This window comes from Deinococcus pimensis DSM 21231, from assembly GCF_000519345.1.
Lineage (GTDB): Bacteria > Deinococcota > Deinococci > Deinococcales > Deinococcaceae > Deinococcus_A > Deinococcus_A pimensis.
The window spans coordinates 18,550-41,446 of sequence record NZ_KI912677.1; the positions used below are offsets into that span (position 1 = coordinate 18,550).

General features: G+C 69.6%; 16 protein-coding genes and 1 riboswitch. Of the genes, 11 read left to right on the plus strand and 5 right to left on the minus strand.

All coding sequences use genetic code 11. The annotated features are described in order from the left end of the window. Positions 1-56 precede the first annotated feature (56 nt). Positions 57-1,832, minus strand: a complete 1,776-nt coding sequence (locus DEIPI_RS0125995; protein WP_027483712.1) for an NPCBM/NEW2 domain-containing protein — start codon at positions 1,830-1,832, stop codon at positions 57-59. A gap of 622 nt (positions 1,833-2,454) precedes the next feature. Between DEIPI_RS0125995 and DEIPI_RS34780 the strand changes: the two genes are divergently transcribed. The 9 genes from DEIPI_RS34780 to DEIPI_RS34790 all read left to right on the plus strand — a co-directional run bounded on the left by DEIPI_RS34780 (position 2,455) and on the right by DEIPI_RS34790 (position 13,755). Next, positions 2,455-4,098, plus strand: coding sequence for a polysaccharide biosynthesis tyrosine autokinase (locus tag DEIPI_RS34780; protein ID WP_052352038.1), 1,644 nt, complete (start codon positions 2,455-2,457; stop codon positions 4,096-4,098). Between the two features lie 171 nt (positions 4,099-4,269). Further along, the gene (locus DEIPI_RS0126005; RefSeq protein ID WP_045235234.1) at positions 4,270-5,712 is read left to right on the plus strand and encodes an exopolysaccharide biosynthesis polyprenyl glycosylphosphotransferase; all 1,443 of its coding nucleotides are present in this window, start codon (positions 4,270-4,272) and stop codon (positions 5,710-5,712) included. 241 nt (positions 5,713-5,953) lie between these two features. After that, on the plus strand, positions 5,954-6,721 hold the full coding sequence (rfbF, locus tag DEIPI_RS0126010) for a glucose-1-phosphate cytidylyltransferase (RefSeq protein WP_027483714.1): 768 nt from the start codon (positions 5,954-5,956) through the stop codon (positions 6,719-6,721). A 4-nt stretch (positions 6,722-6,725) separates the two neighbouring features. Next, positions 6,726-7,964: an L-2-hydroxyglutarate oxidase gene (lhgO, locus tag DEIPI_RS0126015; RefSeq protein WP_027483715.1), complete on the plus strand. Its 1,239-nt coding sequence runs from the start codon at positions 6,726-6,728 to the stop codon at positions 7,962-7,964. Continuing rightward, a complete protein-coding gene (locus DEIPI_RS0126020; protein ID WP_027483716.1) occupies positions 7,961-9,025 on the plus strand; it encodes an NAD-dependent epimerase/dehydratase family protein in 1,065 nt (354 codons plus the stop codon). The genes lhgO and DEIPI_RS0126020 overlap by 4 nt, the downstream gene beginning before the upstream one ends. Continuing rightward, complete coding sequence (gene rfbC / locus DEIPI_RS0126025) at positions 9,022-9,567, plus strand: dTDP-4-dehydrorhamnose 3,5-epimerase (protein ID WP_027483717.1); 546 nt, start codon at positions 9,022-9,024, stop codon at positions 9,565-9,567. The genes DEIPI_RS0126020 and rfbC overlap by 4 nt, the downstream gene beginning before the upstream one ends. Further along, positions 9,564-10,889, plus strand: coding sequence for an NAD(P)H-dependent oxidoreductase (locus DEIPI_RS0126030; RefSeq protein ID WP_027483718.1), 1,326 nt, complete (start codon positions 9,564-9,566; stop codon positions 10,887-10,889). The genes rfbC and DEIPI_RS0126030 overlap by 4 nt, the downstream gene beginning before the upstream one ends. 8 nt (positions 10,890-10,897) lie before the next feature. After that, entirely contained in the window at positions 10,898-11,902 is a 1,005-nt protein-coding gene (locus DEIPI_RS36255; RefSeq protein ID WP_052352039.1) for a glycosyltransferase family 2 protein, read from the plus strand. Beyond that, positions 11,899-13,755, plus strand: a complete 1,857-nt coding sequence (locus DEIPI_RS34790; protein WP_052352040.1) for an apiosidase-like domain-containing protein — start codon at positions 11,899-11,901, stop codon at positions 13,753-13,755. Before DEIPI_RS36255 ends, DEIPI_RS34790 begins: the two co-directional genes overlap by 4 nt. A 16-nt stretch (positions 13,756-13,771) precedes the next feature. On the opposite strand, the gene DEIPI_RS34795 is transcribed toward DEIPI_RS34790, so the two are convergent. Both DEIPI_RS34795 and DEIPI_RS36260 read right to left on the minus strand, forming a co-directional pair. Continuing rightward, on the minus strand, positions 13,772-14,968 hold the full coding sequence (locus tag DEIPI_RS34795) for a glycosyltransferase family 4 protein (RefSeq protein WP_045235235.1): 1,197 nt from the start codon (positions 14,966-14,968) through the stop codon (positions 13,772-13,774). 19 nt (positions 14,969-14,987) lie between these two features. Next, complete coding sequence (locus DEIPI_RS36260) at positions 14,988-15,896, minus strand: glycosyltransferase (protein WP_084475015.1); 909 nt, start codon at positions 15,894-15,896, stop codon at positions 14,988-14,990. A 279-nt stretch (positions 15,897-16,175) separates the two neighbouring features. Between DEIPI_RS36260 and DEIPI_RS41760 the strand changes: the two genes are divergently transcribed. Then, the gene (locus DEIPI_RS41760) at positions 16,176-17,426 is read left to right on the plus strand and encodes a hypothetical protein (RefSeq protein WP_027483719.1); all 1,251 of its coding nucleotides are present in this window, start codon (positions 16,176-16,178) and stop codon (positions 17,424-17,426) included. A gap of 53 nt (positions 17,427-17,479) precedes the next feature. On the opposite strand, the gene DEIPI_RS36265 is transcribed toward DEIPI_RS41760, so the two are convergent. Next, positions 17,480-20,044, minus strand: coding sequence for an NPCBM/NEW2 domain-containing protein (locus DEIPI_RS36265; RefSeq protein ID WP_052352042.1), 2,565 nt, complete (start codon positions 20,042-20,044; stop codon positions 17,480-17,482). A gap of 9 nt (positions 20,045-20,053) precedes the next feature. Further along, positions 20,054-20,128, minus strand: a riboswitch (cyclic di-GMP riboswitch). Positions 20,129-20,518: 390 nt separating this feature from the next. On the opposite strand from DEIPI_RS36265, the gene DEIPI_RS0126065 reads away from it, so the two are divergent. Further along, positions 20,519-20,728, plus strand: coding sequence for a hypothetical protein (locus DEIPI_RS0126065; RefSeq protein ID WP_027483720.1), 210 nt, complete (start codon positions 20,519-20,521; stop codon positions 20,726-20,728). 67 nt (positions 20,729-20,795) lie between these two features. Here DEIPI_RS0126065 and paaZ read toward each other — a convergent pair whose 3' ends face one another. After that, the gene (gene paaZ / locus DEIPI_RS0126070) at positions 20,796-22,859 is read right to left on the minus strand and encodes a phenylacetic acid degradation bifunctional protein PaaZ (RefSeq protein WP_027483721.1); all 2,064 of its coding nucleotides are present in this window, start codon (positions 22,857-22,859) and stop codon (positions 20,796-20,798) included. Positions 22,860-22,897 lie beyond the last annotated feature (38 nt).

The following is a 22,897-nucleotide window of genomic DNA, read 5'->3' on the forward strand; positions in this document are numbered from 1 at the left end:
GAGAAGAGCGGGAGACCCATGTGGGTCTCCCGCTCTTCTTCTGGTCCTTCCCTGGATCAGGGGCCGACCTTGACGCCGTTGCTGGAGAGCTTGTTGAGCCAGTTGTTGTACTCGGCGCGCTCCATGTCGAGCGTGGCGGTGCCGAGGGAGTTGTTGTTCCCGCAGGTGGAGTTGAAGAGGTTGCAGGTGCCCCACCACCAGGGGTTGTTGAAGGTGCTGCCGTCGGTGCGGACATTCGTGACGGCGACGGTGTTGTCGCGCATCTGGTTGTTCCAGAACGTCGCGGGCGAGTAGTTGCCCTGCTTGTTGATGTCCCACATCACGAGGCCGACGATGCTGGCGGCGATGCGGCGGCCGTCCGGGAGGCGTCCGCTGGCGACGACGCGGTTGTTGTAGAACTGGCTGTTCACGCCGCCGACGATGTTGAAGGCGTGGTTGGAGATGCCGACGACCTGGTTGTTGTAGACGCGGGTGTTGCCGGAGAGGCTGGGGTCGCCGGTGGTGCCGTCTCCGACGAGGATGCCGCCGCCCGCATAGTTGGGGTTGTTGGCGGGGTCGGCGTTGTAGGCGCCCTGGATGTAGTTGTTGTGGATCAGCAGGGGGCTGTCGCTGGTGCCGCTGGAGACGTACATGTTGATGTTCTCCTCGGGCCAGCTCTTGCCGGGCTCGTTGATGATCTCGTTCCAGCCGATCTCCATGTTGGGGACCCGCTGCACCTGGTTGAACAGGACGGCCTGGGTGATGGTCTGGGCGTTGAGGTAGCCGCCCTGGCCGTTGCTCTGGCGTCCGTCGACGTTACGGTACTTGTTGCGCAGGATCTTGATGGTCTCGCCAGCGCCGGGGTTGCCGCGGAACTGACGCAGGTAGACGCCGCTGGTGCCCTCGAAGTAGTTGTTCTCGATGCGGAGGTTGTAGATCTCCTCGGCGACGACGGCCTTGCCGGCGATCTTGCCGTACACGTTGGGGTTGACGGCGTACAGGCGGTTGTTGCGGATGGTGAGGCGGTTCTGCACGCCGAGGATCAGGTTGCCCTTGGAACGGATGTTGCTGTTCTCGATGACGACCGGCTCGCTCGTGGAGATCCGCACGGCGGGAACGTTGGGGTCCTGGCTTTCCCAGTTGCCACTGTACGTGCCGCCCTTCGTGATGGTGATGGGGCCGCTGTACGTGACGTTGCCGCTGGGCGCCGGGGCGGGCGCGGGGGCGGGCGCCGGGGCGGTGGTGCCGGTGGCGCTGCAGTTGAGCAGCATGGGGCTGGCCCAGTCGGCGTGGTCGTAGGTGTTGCCGTCCCCGGCGTCGGTGACGACGAGCTTGAGTTCCTGCTTGCCCGCCACGCTCACGTTGACCTGCTTCGTGGCGCTCGCGCCGGTCATGACGCCGCTATCGAAGACCTTGGCGCCGTCGGCGAACACCTGGAAGACCACGCTGCCGCCGCCTCCGACCTCGTCGTCCACGCCGATGTCGGAGGTGAAGGTGGCGCACTTGCCGCCGAGGTTGAAGCTCATGCTGCTGCCCGCGTGCGTGCCGAAGCCCTGGCTGTACGTCTTGCCGTTGAGCGTGATGGTCCGGCCGTCGCTGGCGCCCTGCTCGCCGTTGCTGCGGTTGCGCTCGACCGGGCCCCAGGCGTTGGTGCTCGCCGTGAAGGGCTCGAAGACGAGGCTGTTGTTCCCGGCGTCGATCGTCTGGGGCGTGGCGACGGGGTCGCTGGCCGTGGGCGTGGCGGCAGGCCCGGTGCTGCCGCAGGCAGCGAGGGCGAGCGCGAGCGAAACGATGCCGAGAGGTGCGGCGAGGGTACGGAGGGGGCGGGCAGCGAACGGGCTTTTGGACTTCATCGGCTCTCCTATGGCTGAAGGCGGACCTACGAGCTGTTGGATGTAGTGGTGAACGGCAGGTTTGCGCTGTGACGACGGACGGCCACAAGTCGGAGGACATCCTGGGGTGAAGGTCTGAACCTGACCTCAGGCTGATGGTGGATTAGCTTGATGCTTGGGAATCCCTAAGGATGATCTTATCTTTCCCGAGCAAGCCCACCTTAACTAAACCAAATTAGAAATTTCTGGGCCCTGTTCCTCATCGCCCACGAGGGGACAAAGCCCCTTTGACACACGAAAGAGACGAATATTCTCTCGGCGAGCCCTCATAATGTCTAGACGACCTTAATGCAATGTCCCTATTTTTGGGCGTCCAGCGCTGACCGAATCTTAAGATGTGAATTTTCTCTCTCAACTATTCGTGTCACATGCACGTCATTGGCGCTTCAGTAACGCCGGGAAGGCCATACTGCCACCAGGGTCCGGCCTCCGGCCTTACTGCCGCCGCCTACGAACGGACGACCGCCCCACGGAACCGACAGGAAGCGAACGCCACGCGCCGGAAGGCCGATACGCACGCCCCGATCCCGGCCCGTCATTGACGATTCATCTCCTCCCCCACCGGACGAAAGGACCACGCCTGATGCAACCCAGCTACAACCCCGGCACGGACGACGTCGACTACCGCCGCCTGAGCGCCACGCTGCGCCGCCACCTCCTCCCCATCCTCGGACTGTCCGTCCTGGCCGGAGGCGGCTCGTACCTGCTGGCCAGCCGTTCCACGCCGGTCTACTACGCCACGGGCAGCATCATCACCCAGGACGCCGGATCGGGCGCCCCGCTCGTCCCCGGCCTCGCGCAGGCCCCCAGGCTGCCGCAGGGCGCCGTCGCCCAGGCCCTCCAGAGCGAGAGCGTCGTCCAGGACGTCATCCGACGGATCGACGCCAGCGACCTGCCCGCCGCCACCAAGCGCGCCCTCGTGCAGTCGCTGCGCGGCGAGCTCGCCATGAACGCCCTGACGCGCCTCAGCGTCTCCACGCCCGGCGACGAGCGCGAGGGCGGCGTCTACCAGCTCTACGGACGCGCCAACGATCCCGAGACCGCCCGCGTCCTCACGCAGGCCGGCCTCGACGCGCTGCTGCGTTGGGACACCAATCGTGTCCGCAACCGCTACACGAGCGCCCGCACAAGCCTGGAACGTCAGGTGACCGGCCTCGACGAACGCATCGCCAGCACCAACCGACTGGAGGCGCCCACGCCCGCCGAACGTGAAGGCCTGCTCGCCGCACGCGCGCAGACCCTGCAGACCATCGCGCAACTCGAGGTGCTCGAACGCTCCGCCAGCGGCACCCTCGACCTCGTCTCCGAGCCCGTCCGCCCCAGCCGCCCCGCCGCGCCGCGTCCCACGCGCAGCGGCCTCATCGCCGGCCTCGTGACCCTGCTGCTCGGCTCGGGCGCCGCGCTGCTGCTGGCCGCCGGACGCCGCCGCATCTACGGCGAGCTGGACCTGCCCCGCGGCTCCACGCCCGTGCTCGGACGGCTTCCCCGCCTCGGCGCGCGCGCCCTGCGCCGCGGCGTCGTCACGGCCACCCACAGCGGCGCGCTGTACGACAGCGCCGGCTTCCTGCGTGTGAACGTGCTGTCGCAGCTCCCGGACGTCGAGGGCCGCGCGCGCCGCGTCGTGATCAGCAGTGCCGACGAGGGCGAGGGCAAGAGCAGCGTCACCGCCGCGCTCGCCGCCAGTCTCGCCGACGAGGGCGCCCGCGTCCTCGTGGTGGACGCCGATCCCGCCGGCGTTCAGCGCGAGCTGTGGCGGCCCGGCGCCGGAACGCGCAGCGCGCCCGCCCTCAAGAAGGACGAGACGCCCGCCGCCCGCGCGCTCTCGCAGGACTACGTCACGCTGCAGACCGTCAGCGACCACGTCGACCTGCTGCTGCCCAACCCCGCCGCCCGCGCGGGCCGCGCGGCCCGCGCGGAGCTCGACCGCGCCATGAACGTCCTCGGCGCGGACTACGACGTGATCCTCGTGGACACGCCCGCCCTGCTCACCACCGCCGACGCGGTCTCGCACGCCACGCACGCCGACGGCCTGCTGCTCGTCGTCGCGTCGGGCAGCGCCGGCCGCGACGTCGAGGAGGCCCTCTCGCAGGCCACGACCGCGCACGTGCGCGTCCTCGGCTTCGTCCTCAACAAGCTCGTGGGTCTCAACCCCGGACGACAGGTTCCCGCGCAGGAACTCAGCGGCGCGCGTTCCGGCAAGGTCACGAGCGAAGCCGTGACGTCCTGAACGCCCTCTCCACGAATTCGTCACGTTTGCGAAGCTGTAACGACCCCTCGCGCACCATGGGCGGGCCCTCCTCGGGAGGGCCCAGCGGCACGAGCCACCGCCCCGTCACGTCCGCATCCGCGTCACCCCACCGGAGACGACACCCCTCAGGAGCGGTCGAGGAATGAACCGATGCAAGTTCTGAACGATACCGTCATTCACAACCGTACCGTCCGTGCGAACGACCGCCTCCTCTGGTCACGCCGGGTCATCAACGCCGTCATGCTCGCCCTCGGCGACGGTCTCGCCATCGCCGTGTCCGTCACGCTCGCCTCCCTGATCGTCGGGCTCGTCGTGACACCCGCCCCCACCGAGGACGTGCCATGGTTCGTGATCGCCACGTGGCTCGTCGGCGCGTGGTTCCTGCAACTCCTCCCGAGCTGGGGTCTCGGCGCGCCCACCGAGCTCAAGCGGATCACCGAGCTGCTGCTCATCGTCTTCGCCAGCACCGTCGCGGTGCTCTTCCTCACGACCGACACGACCGCCACGGACCGTCTCGTGCTCGTCGTCGCCTTCGTCACCGCGTGGCCCCTGCTGCTCGCGACCCGCTGGGCCGTCAAGCGCCTCCTGATGTTCGCGCGGCTCTGGGGCGTCCCCACCGTCGTGTACGGCGGCGCCGCCACCGGACGGCTGCTCGTCGCGGCGCTGCGCGACAACCGCGACTACGGCTACATCCCCGTCGGCGTCTTCGACGACGACCCCGCGCTGATCGGCACGACCGTGCACGGCGTGCCCGTCCTCGGACCCGGCACCCACGTCGATCCGCGCGCGCCCATCGCGGTGCTGGCCATGCCCGGCATCGGACGCGAACGCACCGTGGAGATGCTCGAAGGCCCGCTGTCCGCCTACCGTACGGTCGTGATCATCCCCGACCTGTTCGAGGTGGAGTCGCTGTGGGTCAAGGCCTGCGACTTCAGCGGCGTGCTCGGCCTGGAGGTGACCCGCAACGTGCTCGATCCCTTCGCCCGCGCCGTCAAACGCGCCTTCGACGTGACGGCGGTCGTGCTGAGCGCGCCCGTGTGGCTGCCCGTGTGCCTGCTCATCGCGCTCGCCATCTGGCTCGAGGACCGCGGCAACCCGCTCTTCCTGCAGGACCGCGTCGGGGAGGGCGGACGGCTCTTCAAGACCTGGAAGTTCCGCACGATGCTTCCGAACGCCGAGGAGGTGCTGCGCCGCACCCTGCAGGAAAACCCGGCCCTGCGCGCCGAGTGGGAGGCGAACTACAAGCTGCGCCGCGACCCCCGCGTCACGAAGGTCGGCGTGGTGCTGCGCAAGCTCAGCCTCGACGAGCTGCCGCAGCTCGTGAACGTCGTGCTGGGCGACATGTCGCTCGTCGGGCCGCGTCCGCTGCCGCCCTACCACCAGCAGCAGCTGTCCAGCAGCACCCAGTTCCTGCGCTCACGCGTGCGGCCGGGCATGACGGGCCTGTGGCAGGTGTCGGGCCGCTCCGAGGCGGGCAACCTCGGCATGGAGCGCTGGGACCCGTACTACGTCCGCAACTGGTCCGTGTGGCTGGACCTGATCATCCTGTTCCGCACGGTGCGGGTGGTGCTGCTCGGGTCGGGCGCCTACTGAGCGCCGCGAAGTTCATCTTTCCTACAGAGAGGGCGCCCCGGGGGCGCCCTCCGCTCGTTTGTAGCGTTCTGTTGACGTGAATTCAGGACGATGAGGTTGTCTTGAAGACATAGACAGGCGACCCCGGCCTCGCGCCGCTGCTCCTCGTCCCCCTCCGGGCCGAACCGGGCGTCCATTCGACAGGGATTGCCCAACACCATTCAGGCACCGGGAGAACCATGACCTCAACGAGGAGCAGTTCGTGAAGGCCGTCATCCTGGCGGGCGGCTACGGTACCCGCATCAGCGAGGAGAGCGCCGTCCGCCCCAAGCCCATGATTGAGATCGGAGGACGGCCCATCCTCTGGCACATCATGAAGATGTACTCGGCGCACGGCATCCACGACTTCGTCGTGCTGTGCGGCTACAAGCAGTACATGATCAAGGAGTACTTCGCCAACTACTTCCTGCACAACTGTGACGTCACCTTCGACCTGCGGTCCAACCAGCCCAACATCCACTACGCCCACGCCGAGCCCTGGCGCGTCACCCTCGTCGACACCGGCGAGAACACTATGACCGGCGGGCGGCTCAGGCGCGTGCGCGAGTACCTCGACGGCACCTTCTGCTTCACGTACGGCGACGGCGTCGGCAACGTGGACATCACCGCCGCGATCGACTTCCACCGCCGCGGCGGACGCCTCGCCACCATGACGGTCGTGCAGCCCCCCGGACGCTTCGGCGCCGTCACCCTCGAAGAGGGACACACCGTCCGCTCCTTCCAGGAGAAGCCCAACGGGGACGGCGCGTGGATCAACGGCGGCTTCTTCGTGCTGGAGCCCGGCGTGATCGACTACATCGAGGGCGACGACACCACCTGGGAGGCCGAGCCGCTGCGCGACCTCGCCCGCGACGGTCAGCTCGACGCGTACCGCCACAGCGACTTCTGGCAGCCCATGGACACCCTGCGCGACAAGCACTACCTCGAAGGCCTGTGGAGCGGCGGCAGAGCCCCCTGGAAGGTCTGGTGAGGCGGTGCGCTACGACTTCGCCGTGATCGGCGGCGGCATCGTCGGGCTCGCCACCGCCGACGCGCTCCAGCGGCGCTACCCGGACGCGCTCGTCGTGGTCCTCGACAAGGAGGACGGTCCCGCCCGCCACCAGACGGGCCGCAACTCCGGCGTGATCCACTCCGGCATCTACTACAAGCCCGGCAGCCTCAAGGCGCGCCTCGGCCGCGCGGGCAACCGCTCCATGGTGGAGTTCTGCCAGCGGCACGGCGTCCCGCACGAGGTGTGCGGCAAGGTCATCGTGGCGACCACCCCCGACGAATTGCCCGGCCTGGAGCGTCTCCTCGAGCGCGGCCTGCTCAACGGGCTCGACGTGCGCCGCCTCGGCCCGGGCGAGCTGCGCGAGCACGAACCGCACGCGCGCGGCGTCGCGGCCCTGTTCGTGGCCAGCACAGGCATCGCGGACTACCGCCGCGTCTGCGAGGTCCTCGCGGACGGGATCCGCGCGCGCGGCGGGCGCCTGTACTACGGCGCGCGCGTCACGGACGTCCGCCGCGACCCGCGCGGCTACACCCTCGACACCACGAACGGCCTGTTCGCCGCGCACGTCCTCGTGAACTGCGCGGGCCTGCACAGCGACCGGATCGCGCGGCTCGCGGGCGCCGACCCGGGCGGACGCATCGTGCCCTTCCGCGGCGAGTACTACGAACTCACCCCGGAGCGTCGTCACCTCGTACGCGGCCTGATCTACCCCGTCCCGAACCCCGACTTCCCCTTCCTGGGCGTCCACTTCACCCGCATGACCGACGGCTCCGTGCACGCCGGACCCAACGCCGTGCTGGCCCTCGCCCGCGAGGGCTACCGCAAGACCGACGTGAACCCGCGCGACCTCGCCGAGGTCCTCACCTACCCGGGCTTCCTGCGGCTCGCACGCGGCAACCTGCGTGAGGGCGCGATGGAGATCGTCCGCTCGCTCTCCAAGACGGCCTTCGTGCGCAGCCTCCAGGCGCTCGTGCCCGAGGTCACCGAGGCGGACGTCGTGCCGAGCGAGGCGGGCGTGCGCGCGCAGGCCCTCACGCCGGACGGCGCGCTCGTCGACGACTTCCTGCTCGTGGACGCGCCCGACGCGCTGCACGTCTGCAACGCCCCCTCGCCCGCCGCGACGTCCTCGCTGGAGATCGGCCGCGTCGTCGCCGAGCGCGTTCCCGTGCCCGCCCACCTCCGCCCCGCAGCAGCACCCGTCCCCGCAGGAGTGCCCGCATGAAGATCCTCGTCACCGGAACCGAAGGTTACCTCGGCTCGCTCCTCGCGCCCGAACTGCTGCGCCTCGGCCACGACGTCGTCGCGCTCGACACCGGCTACTACCGCGCCGGCTGGCTCTACCATCCCGGCACGCCCACGCCCTTCACGCTCGCCAGGGACCTGCGCCACGTCGAGGCGTCCGACCTCGCGGGCGTGGACGCCGTCGTGCACATGGCCGAGCTGTCCAACGACCCGCTCGGACAGCTGCTGCCCAACATCACCTACGACATCAACCACCACGGCTCGATGCGGCTCGCGCGGCTCGCGAAGGCGGCGGGCGTGCGGCGCTTCGTGTACATGTCGTCGTGCAGCGTGTACGGCGTGGGCGGCGCGGACTTCGTGGACGAGTCGTCCCCGGTGAATCCGCAGACCGCCTACGCCGAGTGCAAGGCGCTCGTGGAACGCGACCTGCGCGACCTCGCCGACGACGGCTTCAGCCCGACGTACCTGCGCAACGCCACCGCGTTCGGCGCGAGCCCACGCATGCGCTTCGACATCGTCCTCAACAACCTGATGGGCGTCGCGTTCACGACGGGCGAGATCCGCATGACCTCCGACGGCACGCCCTGGCGGCCCCTCGTGCACGGCCTCGACATCGCCCGCGCCATCACCTGCGTGCTGGACGCGCCCGTGGAGGCCGTGCACGACCAGATCCTCAACGTCGGCGACAACCGTCAGAACTACCGCGTGCGCGAGATCGCCGAGATCGTCGCGGAGGCCCTGCCGGGCTGCGCGCTGTCCTTCGGGGAGCAGGGCGCGGACAACCGCAGCTACCGCGTGAACTTCGACAAGATCCACGCCCGCCTGCCCGACTTCCGCTGCGAGTGGGACGCCCGCGCGGGCGCCCGTCAGCTCGCCGCGCTCTTCACGCGGATCGGCCTGACCCGGGAGGACTTCGAGTCGCGCGGCTTCACCCGCCTCCGGCAGCTCGAACACCTGCTCGCGACCGGTCAGATCGACCGCGACTTCTTCTGGACCGATCCGTTCGCGGTGCCCGCCACCCTGGAAGGGAGCCCGGCGTGATCTTCACCGAGACCATGCTGGGGGGCGCCTTCGTCATCGACGTGGACGTCCGCGAGGACGAGCGCGGCTTCTTCGCGCGCACCTTCTGCCAGCGCGAGTTCGAGGCGCACGGCCTGAAGCCCGACGTGGCGCAGTGCAACCTCAGCTTCAACCACCGCGCGGGCACCGTGCGCGGAATGCACTACCAGCTCGCGCCCGCCGCCGAGACGAAACTCGTGCGCTGCACGCGCGGCGCGATCCTCGACGTGATCGTGGACCTGCGTCCGGACTCCCCCACGTACCTGCGGCACGTCGCGGTGGAGCTCAGCGAGGACAACCGCCGCGCGCTGTACGTGCCCGAACTGTTCGCGCACGGCTACCAGGCCCTCACGGACGGCGCGGAGGTCACGTACCAGGTGGGCGAGTTCTACACGCCCGGCTTCGAGCGCGGTCTGCGGCACGACGACCCCCGGCTCGGCATCGCATGGCCCCTGCCGGTCACGGTGATCTCCGCGAAGGACGCGGCGTGGCCCCTGCTGGGCGCCGAGGAGGTGACGTCGTGATCATCGTGGACACCGCCCTGCGCCGCCGAGAGGCCGAGGGCCGTCCCGTGCGCGTCGCGATGATCGGCGCGGGCTTCATGGGACGCGGCGTCGCCAACCAGATTCAGAACAGCGTGCCCGGCATGCGGCTCGTCGCGATCTCCAACCGCCGCGTGGAGGGCGCCGCGCGCGCCTACGCCGAGGCGGGCGCGCCCACGCCGCGCGTCGTGCACACTCAGGACGCGCTGGAGGACGCCATCCGCGCGGGCGTGCCCGCCGTCACGGACGACGCCGTCCTGCTGTGCCGCGCGGACGGCGTCGACTGCCTCATCGAGGTGACGGGCGACGTGGAGTTCGGCGCGGTCGTCACGCTCGAGGCGATCCGTCACGGCAAGCACGTCGTCACGATGAACGCGGAGCTCGACGCGACGGTCGGGCCGATCCTCAAGAAGCTCGCGGACGACGCGGGCGTGATCCTCACCGCCGCCGACGGGGACCAGCCGGGCGTGCAGATGAACCTGTACCGCTTCGTGCGCTCCATCGGTCTGACGCCGCTCGTGTGCGGCAACATCAAGGGTCTGCAGGACCCCTACCGGACGCCCACGACGCAGAAGGCCTTCGCGGAACGCTGGGGACAGGACCCGCACATGGTGACGAGCTTCGCGGACGGCACGAAGATCTCCTTCGAGCAGGCCATCGTCGCCAACGGCACCGGCATGCGCGTCGAGAAGCGCGGCATGCGCGGCCTGGAGTTCCCCGGGCACGTGGACGAGCTCACGGCGCACTACGACGTGGACGGGCTGCGGCGTCTGGGCGGCGTGGTGGACTACGTCGTCGGGACGAAGCCGGGTCCGGGCGTGTTCGTGCTCGCCACGCACGACGACCCGAAACAGCGGCACTACCTGAACCTGTACAAGCTCGGGGAGGGACCGCTGTACAGCTTCTACACGCCTTACCACCTGTGCCACTTCGAGGTGCCGCTCTCGGCGGCGCGGGTGGTGCTGTTCGGCGACGCGGTGCTCCAGCCGCTCGGCGCGCCGCTCGTGGACGTCGTCGCGACCGCCAAGACGGACCTGCGCGCCGGGGACGTCATCGACGGGCTCGGCGGGTACCTCACGTACGGGCAGGCGGAGAACGCGGACGTGACGCGCGGCGGGCGGCTCCTCCCGATGGGGCTCGCGCAGGGCTCGGTGCTGCTGCGCGATGTGCCGAAGGACACGGTCCTCACCTACGACGACGTCCGCCTGCCCGAGGGACGCGTGGCCGTGGACCTGCGGCGGCGGCAGGACGAACTGTTCGGGGAAGATGGCGCCGAGCGTCCGGACGCGCTCGCGAGAAGCTGAGGGCCGTGATGAACGAGACGACCGTCTGCGCCGTCGTGCTGACTTACAACCGCAGGCACCTGTTGGAGCGCTGCCTGCGAACGCTGGCCCTCCAGACGCGGCGCCCCGACCGCATCCTCGTGGTGGACAACGCGGGCTCGGACGGCACGCCCGAGTTCCTGCGGACGCGCTTCCCGGACGTGGAAGTGCTGGTCCTGCCCCACAACGTGGGCGCGGCAGGCGGCTTCGCACAGGGCATGCGGCGCGCGCACGAGGCCGGGCACGGCTGGCTGTGGGTGATGGACGACGACGCCTATCCCCTTCCCGACGCGCTGGAGGAGCTCCTTCGGTACGCCGCGCCCGACCGGGTGCTCGTGCCGTGGCAGCGTGACCGCTCCGGACGGCTGTACGGGGCGCTCGACTGGAGGGAGCGTCCCGTGACGGTGGACCCGGCCCTCGTGCGCGCGCCGCGCGAGGTGGACCTCATCGCCTTCGTGGGTGCCCTCGTGCCCGCCACGGCGGTCGGCGCGCACGGGTTGCCCTGCGAGGACTACTTCATCGACATCTTCGACTGGGAGTACGGCCTGCGGCTGCGTCAGGCGGGTCTGAAGGTGCTGCTGGTCCCGTCGAGCGTGGTGGAGCACGACTTCGCCACGACGGTGGAGCGGCGCGTCCTCGGACGCTTCGGGCGTCCGCGCCCACGGCAGGCGCAGCCCGCGTGGAAGGAGTACTACTTCAACCGCAACTACCTCGTCACAGTCCGCAGGCGCTCGCTGGGCTGGGGGGCGGCGGCGCGCTACGTGTGCCGTCAGCCGCTGGAGATGGCGCGCGACGTGGCCTTCCAGCCCGACGGCTGGCGACGCGTCCGCCTCAGGCTGCACGCCGTCCTCGACGGGCTGCGCGGCCTCACGGGACGTCGGGACGACCTCGCCGCGCCGAGCACGGCCAAGCCGTCGGCGGGCGAGCCGCTCCCACCGGAGCGGAGCCCCGTCCCCTGGCGTCCCGAGGAGAGCGTCACGCCGGGCGAGCCGTGAGGCGAGGCCGCGCCGGGCAGTTCGGCAGGGCCTGGCGCGCGCTGCTCGCGCTGACCTGCGCGGTCCTCGCGGCGCGGCCCACCGTGGGGGCGCCCGAACCTCCGGGCCCGGTATCCGGCGCGACGTACGCCCTGCTGAGCGCCTGCGGGGGACGGAGCCTCGACATCCGCAAGATGAGCCTCGACGACGGGGCCGCCGCGCAGACGTGGACCTTCGCGGACACGCCCAACCAGCACTGGGCGCTCACAGACGCCGGGGAGGGCACCTTCGTGCTGACCGCGCAGCACAGCGACCGGGTCCTCGACGTGAGCGGCGCGGCCCGCGACGCCGGGACACCCGTCATCCAGTGGCGCGCGCTGGGCGCGCCCAACCAGCGCTGGCGCGTCCTGAACGCGGGCGACGGGACCGTGAAGCTCGCGCCCCTGCACGCGCCGAACCTGCGGCTCGCCGTGGAGGGCGAACGGGAATCCGACGGCGCGGCCGTCCGGGTGGCGGGCGACGCCCCGGACTGCGGGCAGCGCTGGACCCTGCGGCGGGTCTCGTGGCCCGGTGATGACTCGCGCCTGCGGGTCTCGCCGGACGGCCACTCGCTCGTCCGGTCCGACGGCGCGCCGTTCGTGTACCTCGCGGACACCGCCTGGGAGCTCCTGCACCGCCTCGACCGCGAGGAGGCGAGGGCGTACCTGCGCGAGCGGGCCGCCGGGGGCTTCAACGTCGTGCAGACCGTCGCGCTGGCCGAACTCGACGGTCCCGGTCAGCCGAACGCGTACGGGGACCTGCCCCTCACGGGCCGTGATCCGGCCCGACCCGCCGTGACGCCCGGCGCGAGCGCCGCGGACGCGGGCGCCTACGACTACTGGGATCATGTCGACTTCGTCGTGCGGGAGGCGGCCTCGCTGGGCCTCCGGGTGGCGCTGCTGCCGAGCTGGGGCTCGTGGGTGAGCGAGGCGGGGCTCTTCACGCCCGCCTCGGCCCGCGCGTACGGCCTGTTCCTGGGGCGGCGCTACCGGGACGCGCCGATCATCTGGATGGTCGGCGGGGACCGACCGCCCGACGCGCGGGCACGCGAGGTCTGGCGCGCCATGGCGCTCGGCATCGAGGAGGGCGTGGGCGGACGGGCACGCGCGCTGATCAGCTTCCACCCGCCGGTCGGGCACTCGTCCTCCACGTGGTTTCACGCCGACGACTGGCTGGACTTCAGCAGCTGGCAGACCGGGCACTGCCGGGGACTGAACGAGTGGGACCTGCTGCGCGGCACGGCCGCGCTCCTGCCACGCAAGCCCGTCCTGAACGCCGAGCCGATCTACGAACGGCACCCGGTGTGCTTCGACGCGGCGCGGCAGGGCCACTCGGACGACGTGGACGTGCGGGTCGCCGCGTACCGCAGCGTGTTCTCGGGGGCGCTCGGCCACACGTACGGGCACCACTCGGTGTGGCAGATGCACGCGCCGGGCCGGGCGGGTGTGAACGGCCCGCTGGTGGGCTGGCGGGAAGCGCTCGCCGCCCCGGGCGCCGCGCAGATGCGACACCTGCGCGCGTTGCTGGAGTCCCGCCCGTTCCTGGAGCGGGAGCCGGCGTCCTCCCTGCTCGTGAACGCTCCGGGAGGACCGGACGGGGTGTTCGCCCTGCGCGGCCGGACGTGGGCGATGATCTACAGCGCGGTCGGGCGTCCGTTCGGCCTGTCGCTCACACGCCTCGGGCGCGGACCGGTCCGCGCGTCCTGGTTCGATCCCCGCACGGGTCGTACGACGCCCGTCACGGTGGTGGAGGGGGACGTCGAGGTCTTCACGCCGCCCTCCGCTGGGCGTGGACGTGACTGGGCGCTGCTGCTCGACGTGACCGACCGACCCTGAGGGCGGGCGCCCCGCCTCAGGAGTTGAGGCGGGCGCTCCCGACGGACACGGCGTCCGGAAGGGCGAGCACCGTCCGGTAGACGCGGCGGTACTCGGCGCTCATGCGCTGCATGCCGAAGCGTGCGCGGACGCCCGGGATGAGGTCGTCGGCGCGCCTCAGGTGCGGTTCGATGTCGGACACGACGCTCGCCAGGGCCCGCGCGAAGGCCTCCACGTCCTCGGGCGGGCAGGCGAGGGGCGCGCGCCGGGGGAAGACCTCGCGCATGCCGTCCACGTCGGCGACGATGGTCGGCAGACCGGCCAGGACGCTCTCGATGCACAGCAGCGCGAGCCCCTCGAACCTGGACGGCATGATCAGCACGTCGTACTCCGCGAGGCGGTCGCGCAGACCCACGATGGGACTCACGACCCGCACCGACCAGGGCAGGGCGGTGCTGCGGACCCACGCTTCGAGCGCCGGGCCGTACGCGCCGCCCCCGGCGATCGTCACCTCGGCGGGCGCACCCGTGAGGGCCGCGGCCCGCTCGAAGATGGCGGGCAGCAGGTCGCAGCCCTTCTGATGCTCGAAGCGGCCCGCGAACAGCACGCGGACCGGACCGGGCGGTCGGGCGCGCGTCCGTTCGGGACCGCGCGGCTCAACGTCCCTGTACACCCCGTTGTAGACGACCTGGCACTGCGCGTCGGGCAGACGCGGCAGCCCGTGCCGGGCGCGGTAGGCGTGGAGATGGTCGATGGCGGCGGCGGACACGCCCACCATCTGCGCCCGTTCGATGCGGCCCTCCACCCAGGCGCCGAGGCGGTCCCACTTCGGCCACAGGACCGTGTTGTGGACCGTCCGGACGACGGCCGGCCTGGGCAGTCGTCCCGGCAGCAGGGTCGCAGCCGCGAAGGTCGCGTCGGGGACGTCGGTGTGCAGATGGACGATGTCCGGACGCTCATGGTTCAGGGCGGCCCACAGCCGGGCGGCGCCGTGCACGAGCCCTCCGCGTTTCATGTCGAGCGGCGTTCCCGTGAAGAGCGGGACGCGAGCGGCGCGCAGGCGTTCCCGCATGGACCGCCCGACGGCGTCGTCGGCCACGCCCAGTACGGAGAAGAACGAGAAGTCGAAGGTGTCGCGCAGGGACTCCGTGATGGAGAGCGCCACCTCCTCGGAGCCGCCGAGGTGGACTTTGGCGATCACGTGCATGACGCGGGGACGCGCGGAAGTGTTCATGGTCCTCCGAAAAAGGACGTCATTTGATGACGTTCGGTCTGACCCGCATGCCGGTTCGATTGAGCACACCGTCGATCACGCCGCGCGCCGTGTACTTCCACTTCGCCAGGAAGTCGGCGTCGAACATCGCCTCTCCCAGCGACGAACGCGCGTGCTTGTAGACGAGGAACTTGCCGAAGCGGCGGCGGGCGGCGGGCGGCATCGCGCGCGCGATCAGGATGTCGTTTCGGGTGTTGTAGTAGTTCTTCCAGGCGGGGTCGGTGCGTCGGTGACTGCTGCGCCCGAAGCGCCTGACCGTGACGGTCGCACCGCCGTAGTCGTGCCTGAACACGGCCGAGCCCACGCAGAGCGTCCGCATCCCGGCGTGATGGATGCGCAGGGCGTACTCGAGGTCGTCGGCGCAGATGAAGAAGTCCTCCCTGGGGAAACCCAGCTTGCGGATCACCTCGCGGGAGATCAGCGGTCCGACGAAGGTGAAGACGTCGACGGGGAAGACCTCCTCGCGGATGGTGTCGACGTCACCCACCTGACCGTGCCAGGCGTACACGCCGTAGCGCCTCCCGACCTGATCGACCTGGACGGGCACGACGACGTCCGCGCTCCGGGCGTGCGCCGCGAGCCGCTCGAGGCAGTCGGGCTGGGCGAAGGCGTCGTCGTCGAACAGCCACAGGTGCGTGAATCCGGCGGCGTACGCGTGACGCATGCCCGCCGCGAAACCGCCCGCGCCACCCCGGTTCTCCTCCAGCGCGAGGACCTGCACGCCGGAATACCGGGAGCGCACGAGCTCGACCGTCCCGTCGGTGGAGGCGTTGTCGACCACGAGGACCGCGTCAGGCCGGACGGTCTGACGTTCGAGGTGCGCGAGGCACTCAACCAGCTTGGCTTTCCGGTTGTACGTGACGATCACGGCGCATATGCTCCTGCTCACAGGACCTCCCCGTCGTTGTCAGGTTTGCATCGTTTCGTGAGATCAGTCGAAAAATACAGGGGGGCAGTGACGTCGATGACGATGTCGCACCCTCAAGGTTCCCAGACCCGATCATGGTGAAGTGAAGTCAACTCCTGCTTTCCTTCAGGAGGACTTCACGGACAGGAAGTATTTCTTCCCGGACGCGGACGCTGCACCTCCACGATTCTCTTACGCACCCTTCGGTCTCCTTTGAGGCCGGAAATCGTGCTTCGGTCGAACTGCTACCATGGCACACGTATGACTCATGTTCTGCTGCGCGGCAGCCTGATCACAGGACTGTTGCTGTTCACGACGACCTCCGTCGAAGCGCAGCGTGGCCTGACGTACAGCGGTCCGCTCGTCATCACCAAGGGCGGCACGTACCGTGGAAACTGGCAGAGTCTCGATCCACGGCGCGCCGCCGTGACCGTCAACACGTCACAACCCGTCGTGATCGAATTCTCGAACATCCAGAGCCGCGGTCCGCTGATCCTCAGTCACGCCGCGCGCGCCAACCTGACCGTCCGCAACACCCGGGGCGTCGCGCTCAATCCGGGCCGGCCCCTCAAGGAGTACCGGTATCCGGGCCGCTTCCTGTTGATGGAGGAGTTCGAGAGCGTCACGGTGGAGAACAACGAGCTCGTCGGGACCTCCGGCATGTACTTCCGCAAGTGGATCGGCAGCGCGAAGAAGGGCCAGACGATCAAGGTGCTGCGCAACCGGGCGCGCAACATCGACGGACGCTACAGCATCGGCAAGGACCGCTTCTCACCGTCGCAGTTCCGTCTGGTGCAGTTCGTGCAGTTCAACGACGTGAAGAACATCACGGGCGCGGAGATCGCCTGGAACGAGGTCGTCAACGAGCCCGGCAAGAGCCGTCCCGAGGAGAACATCAACATGTTCCTGTCAAGCGGGGTCGCGTCGAGCCGCATCAAGATCCACGACAACTACATTCAGGGTGCCTACGCCGCCAATCCCGTCACGGACGAGTACGCGGGCGGCGGCATGAACCTCGGGGACGGCGGAAGCCGCACCCTGGCGGGCGCCTCGGGCTACATCCTCGCGTACCGCAACCAGGTCGTGAACACGTCGAATCAGGGCATCGTCGTCTCCGCGGGACATCACATCGAGGCGTTCGAGAACCGCATCGTCTCCAGCGGGTACACGCCGAGCGCCAAGCCCGTGCACGCTCAGAACGTCGGCATGTACATCTGGGACGCCTACAAGAACAAGCAGTACGGGACCTTCCGGGGCAACGTGTTCCGCAACAACGAGGTCGGCTGGGCGAGGCCGCTGCTCGGGAAGGACGTCCAGAATCCCTTCTGGTTCCCGGACTGCGAGGTCGACGAGTACGGCGAGTCCCTGTGCACCGGCAACGAGACGATCCCGGGACCCATCACGCAGACGCTCGAACGCGCCGAGCTGGGCCGCTGGCAGGCGAAGCTGACCGCCGCCGACGTCGTGGTCGGACCGCAGCCGAAGGCCAACGCCTCGGCCAGCGCTCGGTAACACGGTAAAGCGTCAGGGCCCGGGCATGCCCGGGCCCTGACGCTTTACCGTGTTCAGCGGGGGCCGACGGTGACGCCGCTGGTGCTGAGCTTGTCCTTCCAGCGGGCGAACTCCGCCTGCTCCATCGTCACGGTCACGGTGCCGAGGTTGGCGTTGTTCGCGCACTGGGTGCCGTTCGTGGCGCAGTCGGGCGTCCACATGGGGTTGTTGTAGATGCTGCCGTCGGCGTTCACGCGCGTCCAGCCGAGGGTGTTGTCACGCATGACGTTCATACCGAAGGTGGGCGGCGTCATGCCCGCGACCTTCGCGTAGTCCCACAGGATCATCCCGCCGTTGGTGCTGGGGATGCGGCGTCCGTCGGGCAGTCGGCCGCTGGACAGGGCGCGGTTGTTGTACACCTGGTTGTCGACGCCGCCCATGATGCTCAGGCCGTAGTTGGTGGTGCTCACGACCTGGTTGTTGTAGACGCGGGCGTGCCCGTGATCGTCGGGGTTGGTGGTGCTGCCGTCGCCCAGCAGGATGCCGCCGCCGGCGTACCAGGTTTCCAGGGCGGGCTGGATGGGGTAGGCGCCCTGGATGTAGTTGTCGTGGATGAGGATGGGGCTGTCGGCGGTCCCGCTGGAGGTGTACATGTTGATGTTGTCCTCCACGAGGCTGTTGCCGGGCTCGTTGACGACCTCGTTCCAGGCGATCTCCGCGTTCGGCAGGCGGCGGACGCTGTTGAACATCACGGCGTTGCGCACCTCGCGGGCGCTCTCGTAGTTGCCACCACCATCGAGCCAGCCGCCCTGACCGTTGCTGAGCCGCCCGTCGATGTTGCGGAACTTGTTGCGCAGGATCTTGATGGTCTGTCCCGCCGCGGCGTTGCCGTTGAACCAGTTGAGGTAGATGCCGCCCGTCTGATCGAAGGTGTTGTTCTCCACGCGCAGGTTGACGACGTTGCCGAGGCCGATGGCGTACCCCTTGGCCTTGCCGTACACGTTGGGATTGACGCCCGTGAAGGTGCTGTCGCGAACGGTGAGGTTGGCGTAGAAGCCGGTGATGAGCCGGGCGCCGCCGCGAAGGTTGGACTTCTCGATGACGACGGGTTCCTGCGTCTTGATCTCGATGGTGGCGACGTTGGGGTCCTTGCTTTCCCAGTTGCCGCTGTACGTGCCGCCCTTGGTGATGACGATGGGACCGCTGTAGGTGACCGTGGTGGGCGCGGGCGCGGGCGCGGGCGTGGGGGCCGGAGCGGGCGCAGGGGCCGGAGCGGGCGTGGTGACGCTGACGGTCGCGGCAGCCTTACGGGCACCGTCCACGGTGGAGGTGGCGGTCACGGTGGCCGTTCCGGCGCCGACGGCGGTGACCTTGCCGCTGGCGTCGACGGTGGCGACGGCGGCGTTGCTGGACGTCCAGCTCACGGTCTGGGCGGCGCCTCCGGTGACGCTCACGGTGGCGGCGAGGGTACCGCTCTGACCCGTCGTGAGGGCGAGCGTGGCGGGGGCGACGGTCACGTCGGTCACGGTGGGGGTGGGGACGGAAACGGCGACGGGGGCGGGCGCGGAGTCGAGGACGGTGCCGCTGGTGAGCAGAGTCGGCGCGGCCCAGTCGGCGTGATCGTAGGCGTTGCCGTCCCCGGCGTCGGTGACGACGAGCTTGAGTTCCTGCTTGCCCGCCACGCTCACGTTGACCTGCTTCGTGGCGCTCGCGCCGGTCATGGTGCCGCTATCGAAGACCTTGGCGCCGTCGGCGAACACCTGGAAGACCACGCTGCCGGCATTGCCCACTTCGTCGTCCACGCCGACGTCGCTGCGGAAGGTGCCGTAGCGCCCGCCGAGGTTGAAGGTCATGCTGCTGCCCGCGTGCGTGCCGAAGCCCTGGGTGTAGGTGGCGCCGTTCAGGGTGATGGCGCGGCCGTCGCCGGCGGCCTGCTCGCCGTTGCTGCGGTCCTTCTCGACGGGACCCCAGGCGTTGGTGGAGGCGGCGAGGGCGAGGCCGCCGAGGGGGCGGGTGATGTCGCAGCCGCTCAGCGTGGGGCCCGCCCAGTCGGCGTGGTCGGAGACGTTGCCGTTGCCGGCGTCGGTGACGACGAGCTTGAGTTCCTGCTTGCCCGCCACGCTGACGTTGATCTTCCTGGTGGCGCTCGCGCCGGTCATGACGCCGCTATCGAAGACCTTGGCGCCGTCGGCGAACACCTGGAAGACCACGCTGCCGCTCTTGCCGACCTCGTCGTCCACGCCGATGTCGGAGGTGAAGGTGGCGCACTTGCCGCCGAGGTTGAAGGTCATGCTGCTGCCCGCGTGCGTGCCGAAACCCTGGGTGTAGGTGGCGCCGTTCAGGGTGATGGCGCGGCCGTCGCCGGCGGCCTGCTCGCCGTTGCTGCGGTTGCGCTCGACGGGGCCCCAGGCGTTGGTGCTCGCCGTGAAGGGCTCGTTGGAGAGCGAGGTGCTCACGAGGTCGCCTGCCAGCGCGGCCACCGTGACGTTCACGTCGGGCGTCTGCGCGCCGGGAGCGCTCGCGTGCTCCGGGGTCGTGGGGACGGTGGTGGTGCCGCAGGAGGCGAGGAGCAGGGTGAGGGCGACGATACCGGCGGGGAGGGCGGTACGGTTGGAGCGGTTGGCGCTGCGTTCGTGCATGGTTCCTCTTTCGGCGGCCCGGCTGACTTCGGGAGTCCCGTGGCTGTGCGTCCCCACCTCGCGGTGGGTTTGCCCTTTCGATTAGGAGCCTCTTAAGGCTGGCTTAATCCTGATCAGAATCTAACTGGCTTCTGATGGAGCTGGATGAGAACTGTAGGGTTTTTCAAAACCCGATTGCTGTCTCAACTCATATTAAGCTTAATTTCCGCCGACCGGTCGGACCATAGTTCTGAAAATGACCGATGTACAGCCCAGTTTTTCGTCGACCCTCGGATGAGAGAAATTCCACGATTTGAATGAGCTCTCTGAGTCGAGGATTTCTGCGGTTCATTATTTACATTTTGCACTCATGAAAAATTCAAGATGATCCTTCGAGGGGGACGGGGACACGTAAAACGCACCATCCGCCCGCTCCTCGCGCCGTTCATCAAGCCTGTCATAAAGCTGTAAGAGCACGTGATTCATAATCGGCTCATGATCGCCGTGCTGCTCGCCGTCATCCCGAGTGCTGTCGCCCTCGTCCTGGTCGTCGTGCTCTTCGGCGCGGCCATCGTCCGCGCCCTGCGCGGCGAGTTCCGGCAGACCGAACTGCGCTGGACGCCCGACCTCGAAGGCGTCCTCCCCGACCCGGAGCAGCTGCGCGCCGGACGCGAGACCAAGAACACCCACGCCACGGCCGCCTGAACCCACGTCCGACAGGAAGGAAGCGGGCCTCCTCGGAGGCCCGCTTCCTCGCGTCCACGCCGTCCGGTCAGCCGCTCGCGCGCTCCACGAGCGTCAGGATCGAGTACGTCGCGACGAGCTGGTCGTGCTGGTTGGTAATCTCCACCGCCCACTCCACAACGCCCGTGGGCCGCTCGTCGGGCCTGGGCTCCTTCACCTGCTTGCGCTTCACGGTGAGGCGCGCGCGGATGCTGTCGCCGATCCCGACGGGCTCGATGAAGCGCAGCCCCTCCAGACCGTAGTTCGCGAGCACCGGACCCGGGGCGGGACTCACGAACAGGCCCGCCGCCGCCGACACCAGGAAGTACCCGTGCGCCACGCGTTTCCCGAAGATGGAGTCGCGCGCGGCGATCTCGTCGGTGTGGGCGTAGAAGGTATCACCCGAGATGCCCGCGAAGTTCACGATGTCCGCCTCGGTGACCGTGCGGCGGTGCGTGAGGATCGAGTCGCCGACCCGCAGCTCGTCGAAATTCTTGCGGAAGGGATGGACCGCCTCCTCCGTGAGGGGCATGCCGGGCACGTACTGGCCCGTGAGGACGCTCAGCGTCTCCGGGTCGGCCTGCACGGCGGTGCGCTGCAGATAGTGCTTCACGGCGCGCACGCCACCGAGCTCCTCTCCCCCACCCGCGCGGCCCGGACCGCCGTGCACGAGCTGCGGCAGGGGCGAACCGTGACCGGTGCTTTCCTTCGCGTCGTCGCGGTTGAGGATCTGCACGCGTCCGTGCGCGCTCGCGAGGCCGAAGAACAGCTCGCGCGCCTCGGGGCGGTCGTGGGTGACGATGCTCGACACGAGGCTGCCCCGTCCGCGCCGGGCGAGCGCCACGGCCTCGCTCACGCCGTCGTAGGGCATGACCGTCACGACCGGACCAAAGGGCTCCACCTCGTGCGGGGCGGTCGCGTCGAGCGGGCGGTCGCAGTACAGCACCGTGGGCGACATGAAGCCGCCACGCTCCCAGTCGCCGCCGAGAAGCTCCGCGCGCTCGCCGCCGAGCATGAGCTCCGCCTCGGCGCGCAGCGTCTCGACGACCTTCACGGTCTCGTCGCGCTGGTGCGTGCTCACCAGCGGGCCCATGCGCACGTCGTCGCGCGCGGGGTCGCCCATCGTGACACCCGCGAGACGCGCACGCAGCGCCTCGACGACCTCCTCGGCGCGGGCGCGCGGCACGATGACGCGGCGGATCGCGGTGCACTTCTGACCGGCCTTGCTGGTCATCTCGCCCGCGACCTCGCGGACGAACAGGTCGAACTCGGGCGCTTCCCGCGTGACGGACTCGCCGAGCACGATGGCGTTGAGGGAGTCGGCCTCGGTGTTGAAGGGCACGGAGCGCGCGAGCAGGTTCGGGTGGACCTTGAGGCGGCGCGCGGTCGCGGCGGAACCCGTGAAGGTCACGACGTCCTGCTCCTCGAGGTGGTCGAACAGGTCGCCCGTGCCGCCACAGATGAGCTGCAGGGCGCCCTCGGGCAGGATGCCCGACTCGACGATGGCGCGCACGACCCGCTCGGTGAGGTAGGCGGTCTGCGTGGCGGGCTTCACGACGCACGGCAGACCCGCGATGAAGCTCGGCGCGAACTTCTCCAGCATGCCCCACACGGGGAAGTTGAAGGCGTTGATGTGCAGCGCGAGGCCTTCGCGGGGGACGAGCAGGTGATGCCCGAGGAAGCTGCCGCCGCGCGAGAGGCGCAGGGTGTCGTCCTCCACGACGAAACGTTCGTTGGGCAGCTCGCGCCGCGCCATGCTGGAGTAGCTGAAGAGCGTGCCGATGCCGCCCTCGATGTCGACCCAGCCGTCGCGGCGGGTGGCGCCCGTGTGGAAGGACACCTCGTAGAAGAGTTCCTTGCGCTCCGTGAGGTACGTGGCGAGGGCGCGCAGCATCGCGGCGCGTTCGTGGAAGGTGAGGCGGCGCAGGGCGTGCCCGCCCGTCTCGCGGGCGAAGCGGGCGACGCCGCCGAAGTCGAGGCCCTCGCTGCTGACGACGGCGACCGGGCGACCGTAGACGGCGTCGTGGACGAGGGTGCCCTCTCCTTCGCCGGGAGTCCAGCGTCCGGCGGCGTAGCTGGCGAGCCTGGTGGTTTCGGTGGCGCTCGTGGTCATGTCACGGTCCTTTCGTGCCCTCTCGCCGCGCGCGGGCG

Excerpts from the sequence above, each read along its gene's own strand:
- DEIPI_RS0125995 (WP_027483712.1), bottom strand. The coding sequence starts at position 1,832 with ATGAAGTCCAAAAGCCCGTTCGCTGCCCGCCCCCTCCGTACCCTCGCC.
- DEIPI_RS34780 (WP_052352038.1), top strand. The coding sequence starts at position 2,455 with ATGCAACCCAGCTACAACCCCGGCACGGACGACGTCGACTACCGCCGC.
- DEIPI_RS0126005 (WP_045235234.1), top strand. The coding sequence starts at position 4,270 with ATGCAAGTTCTGAACGATACCGTCATTCACAACCGTACCGTCCGTGCG.
- DEIPI_RS0126020 (WP_027483716.1), top strand. The coding sequence starts at position 7,961 with ATGAAGATCCTCGTCACCGGAACCGAAGGTTACCTCGGCTCGCTCCTC.
- DEIPI_RS36255 (WP_052352039.1), top strand. The coding sequence starts at position 10,898 with ATGAACGAGACGACCGTCTGCGCCGTCGTGCTGACTTACAACCGCAGG.
- DEIPI_RS34795 (WP_045235235.1), bottom strand. The coding sequence starts at position 14,968 with ATGAACACTTCCGCGCGTCCCCGCGTCATGCACGTGATCGCCAAAGTC.
- DEIPI_RS41760 (WP_027483719.1), top strand. The coding sequence starts at position 16,176 with ATGACTCATGTTCTGCTGCGCGGCAGCCTGATCACAGGACTGTTGCTG.
- DEIPI_RS36265 (WP_052352042.1), bottom strand. The coding sequence starts at position 20,044 with ATGCACGAACGCAGCGCCAACCGCTCCAACCGTACCGCCCTCCCCGCC.
- DEIPI_RS0126065 (WP_027483720.1), top strand. The coding sequence starts at position 20,519 with ATGATCGCCGTGCTGCTCGCCGTCATCCCGAGTGCTGTCGCCCTCGTC.
- paaZ (WP_027483721.1), bottom strand. The coding sequence starts at position 22,859 with ATGACCACGAGCGCCACCGAAACCACCAGGCTCGCCAGCTACGCCGCC.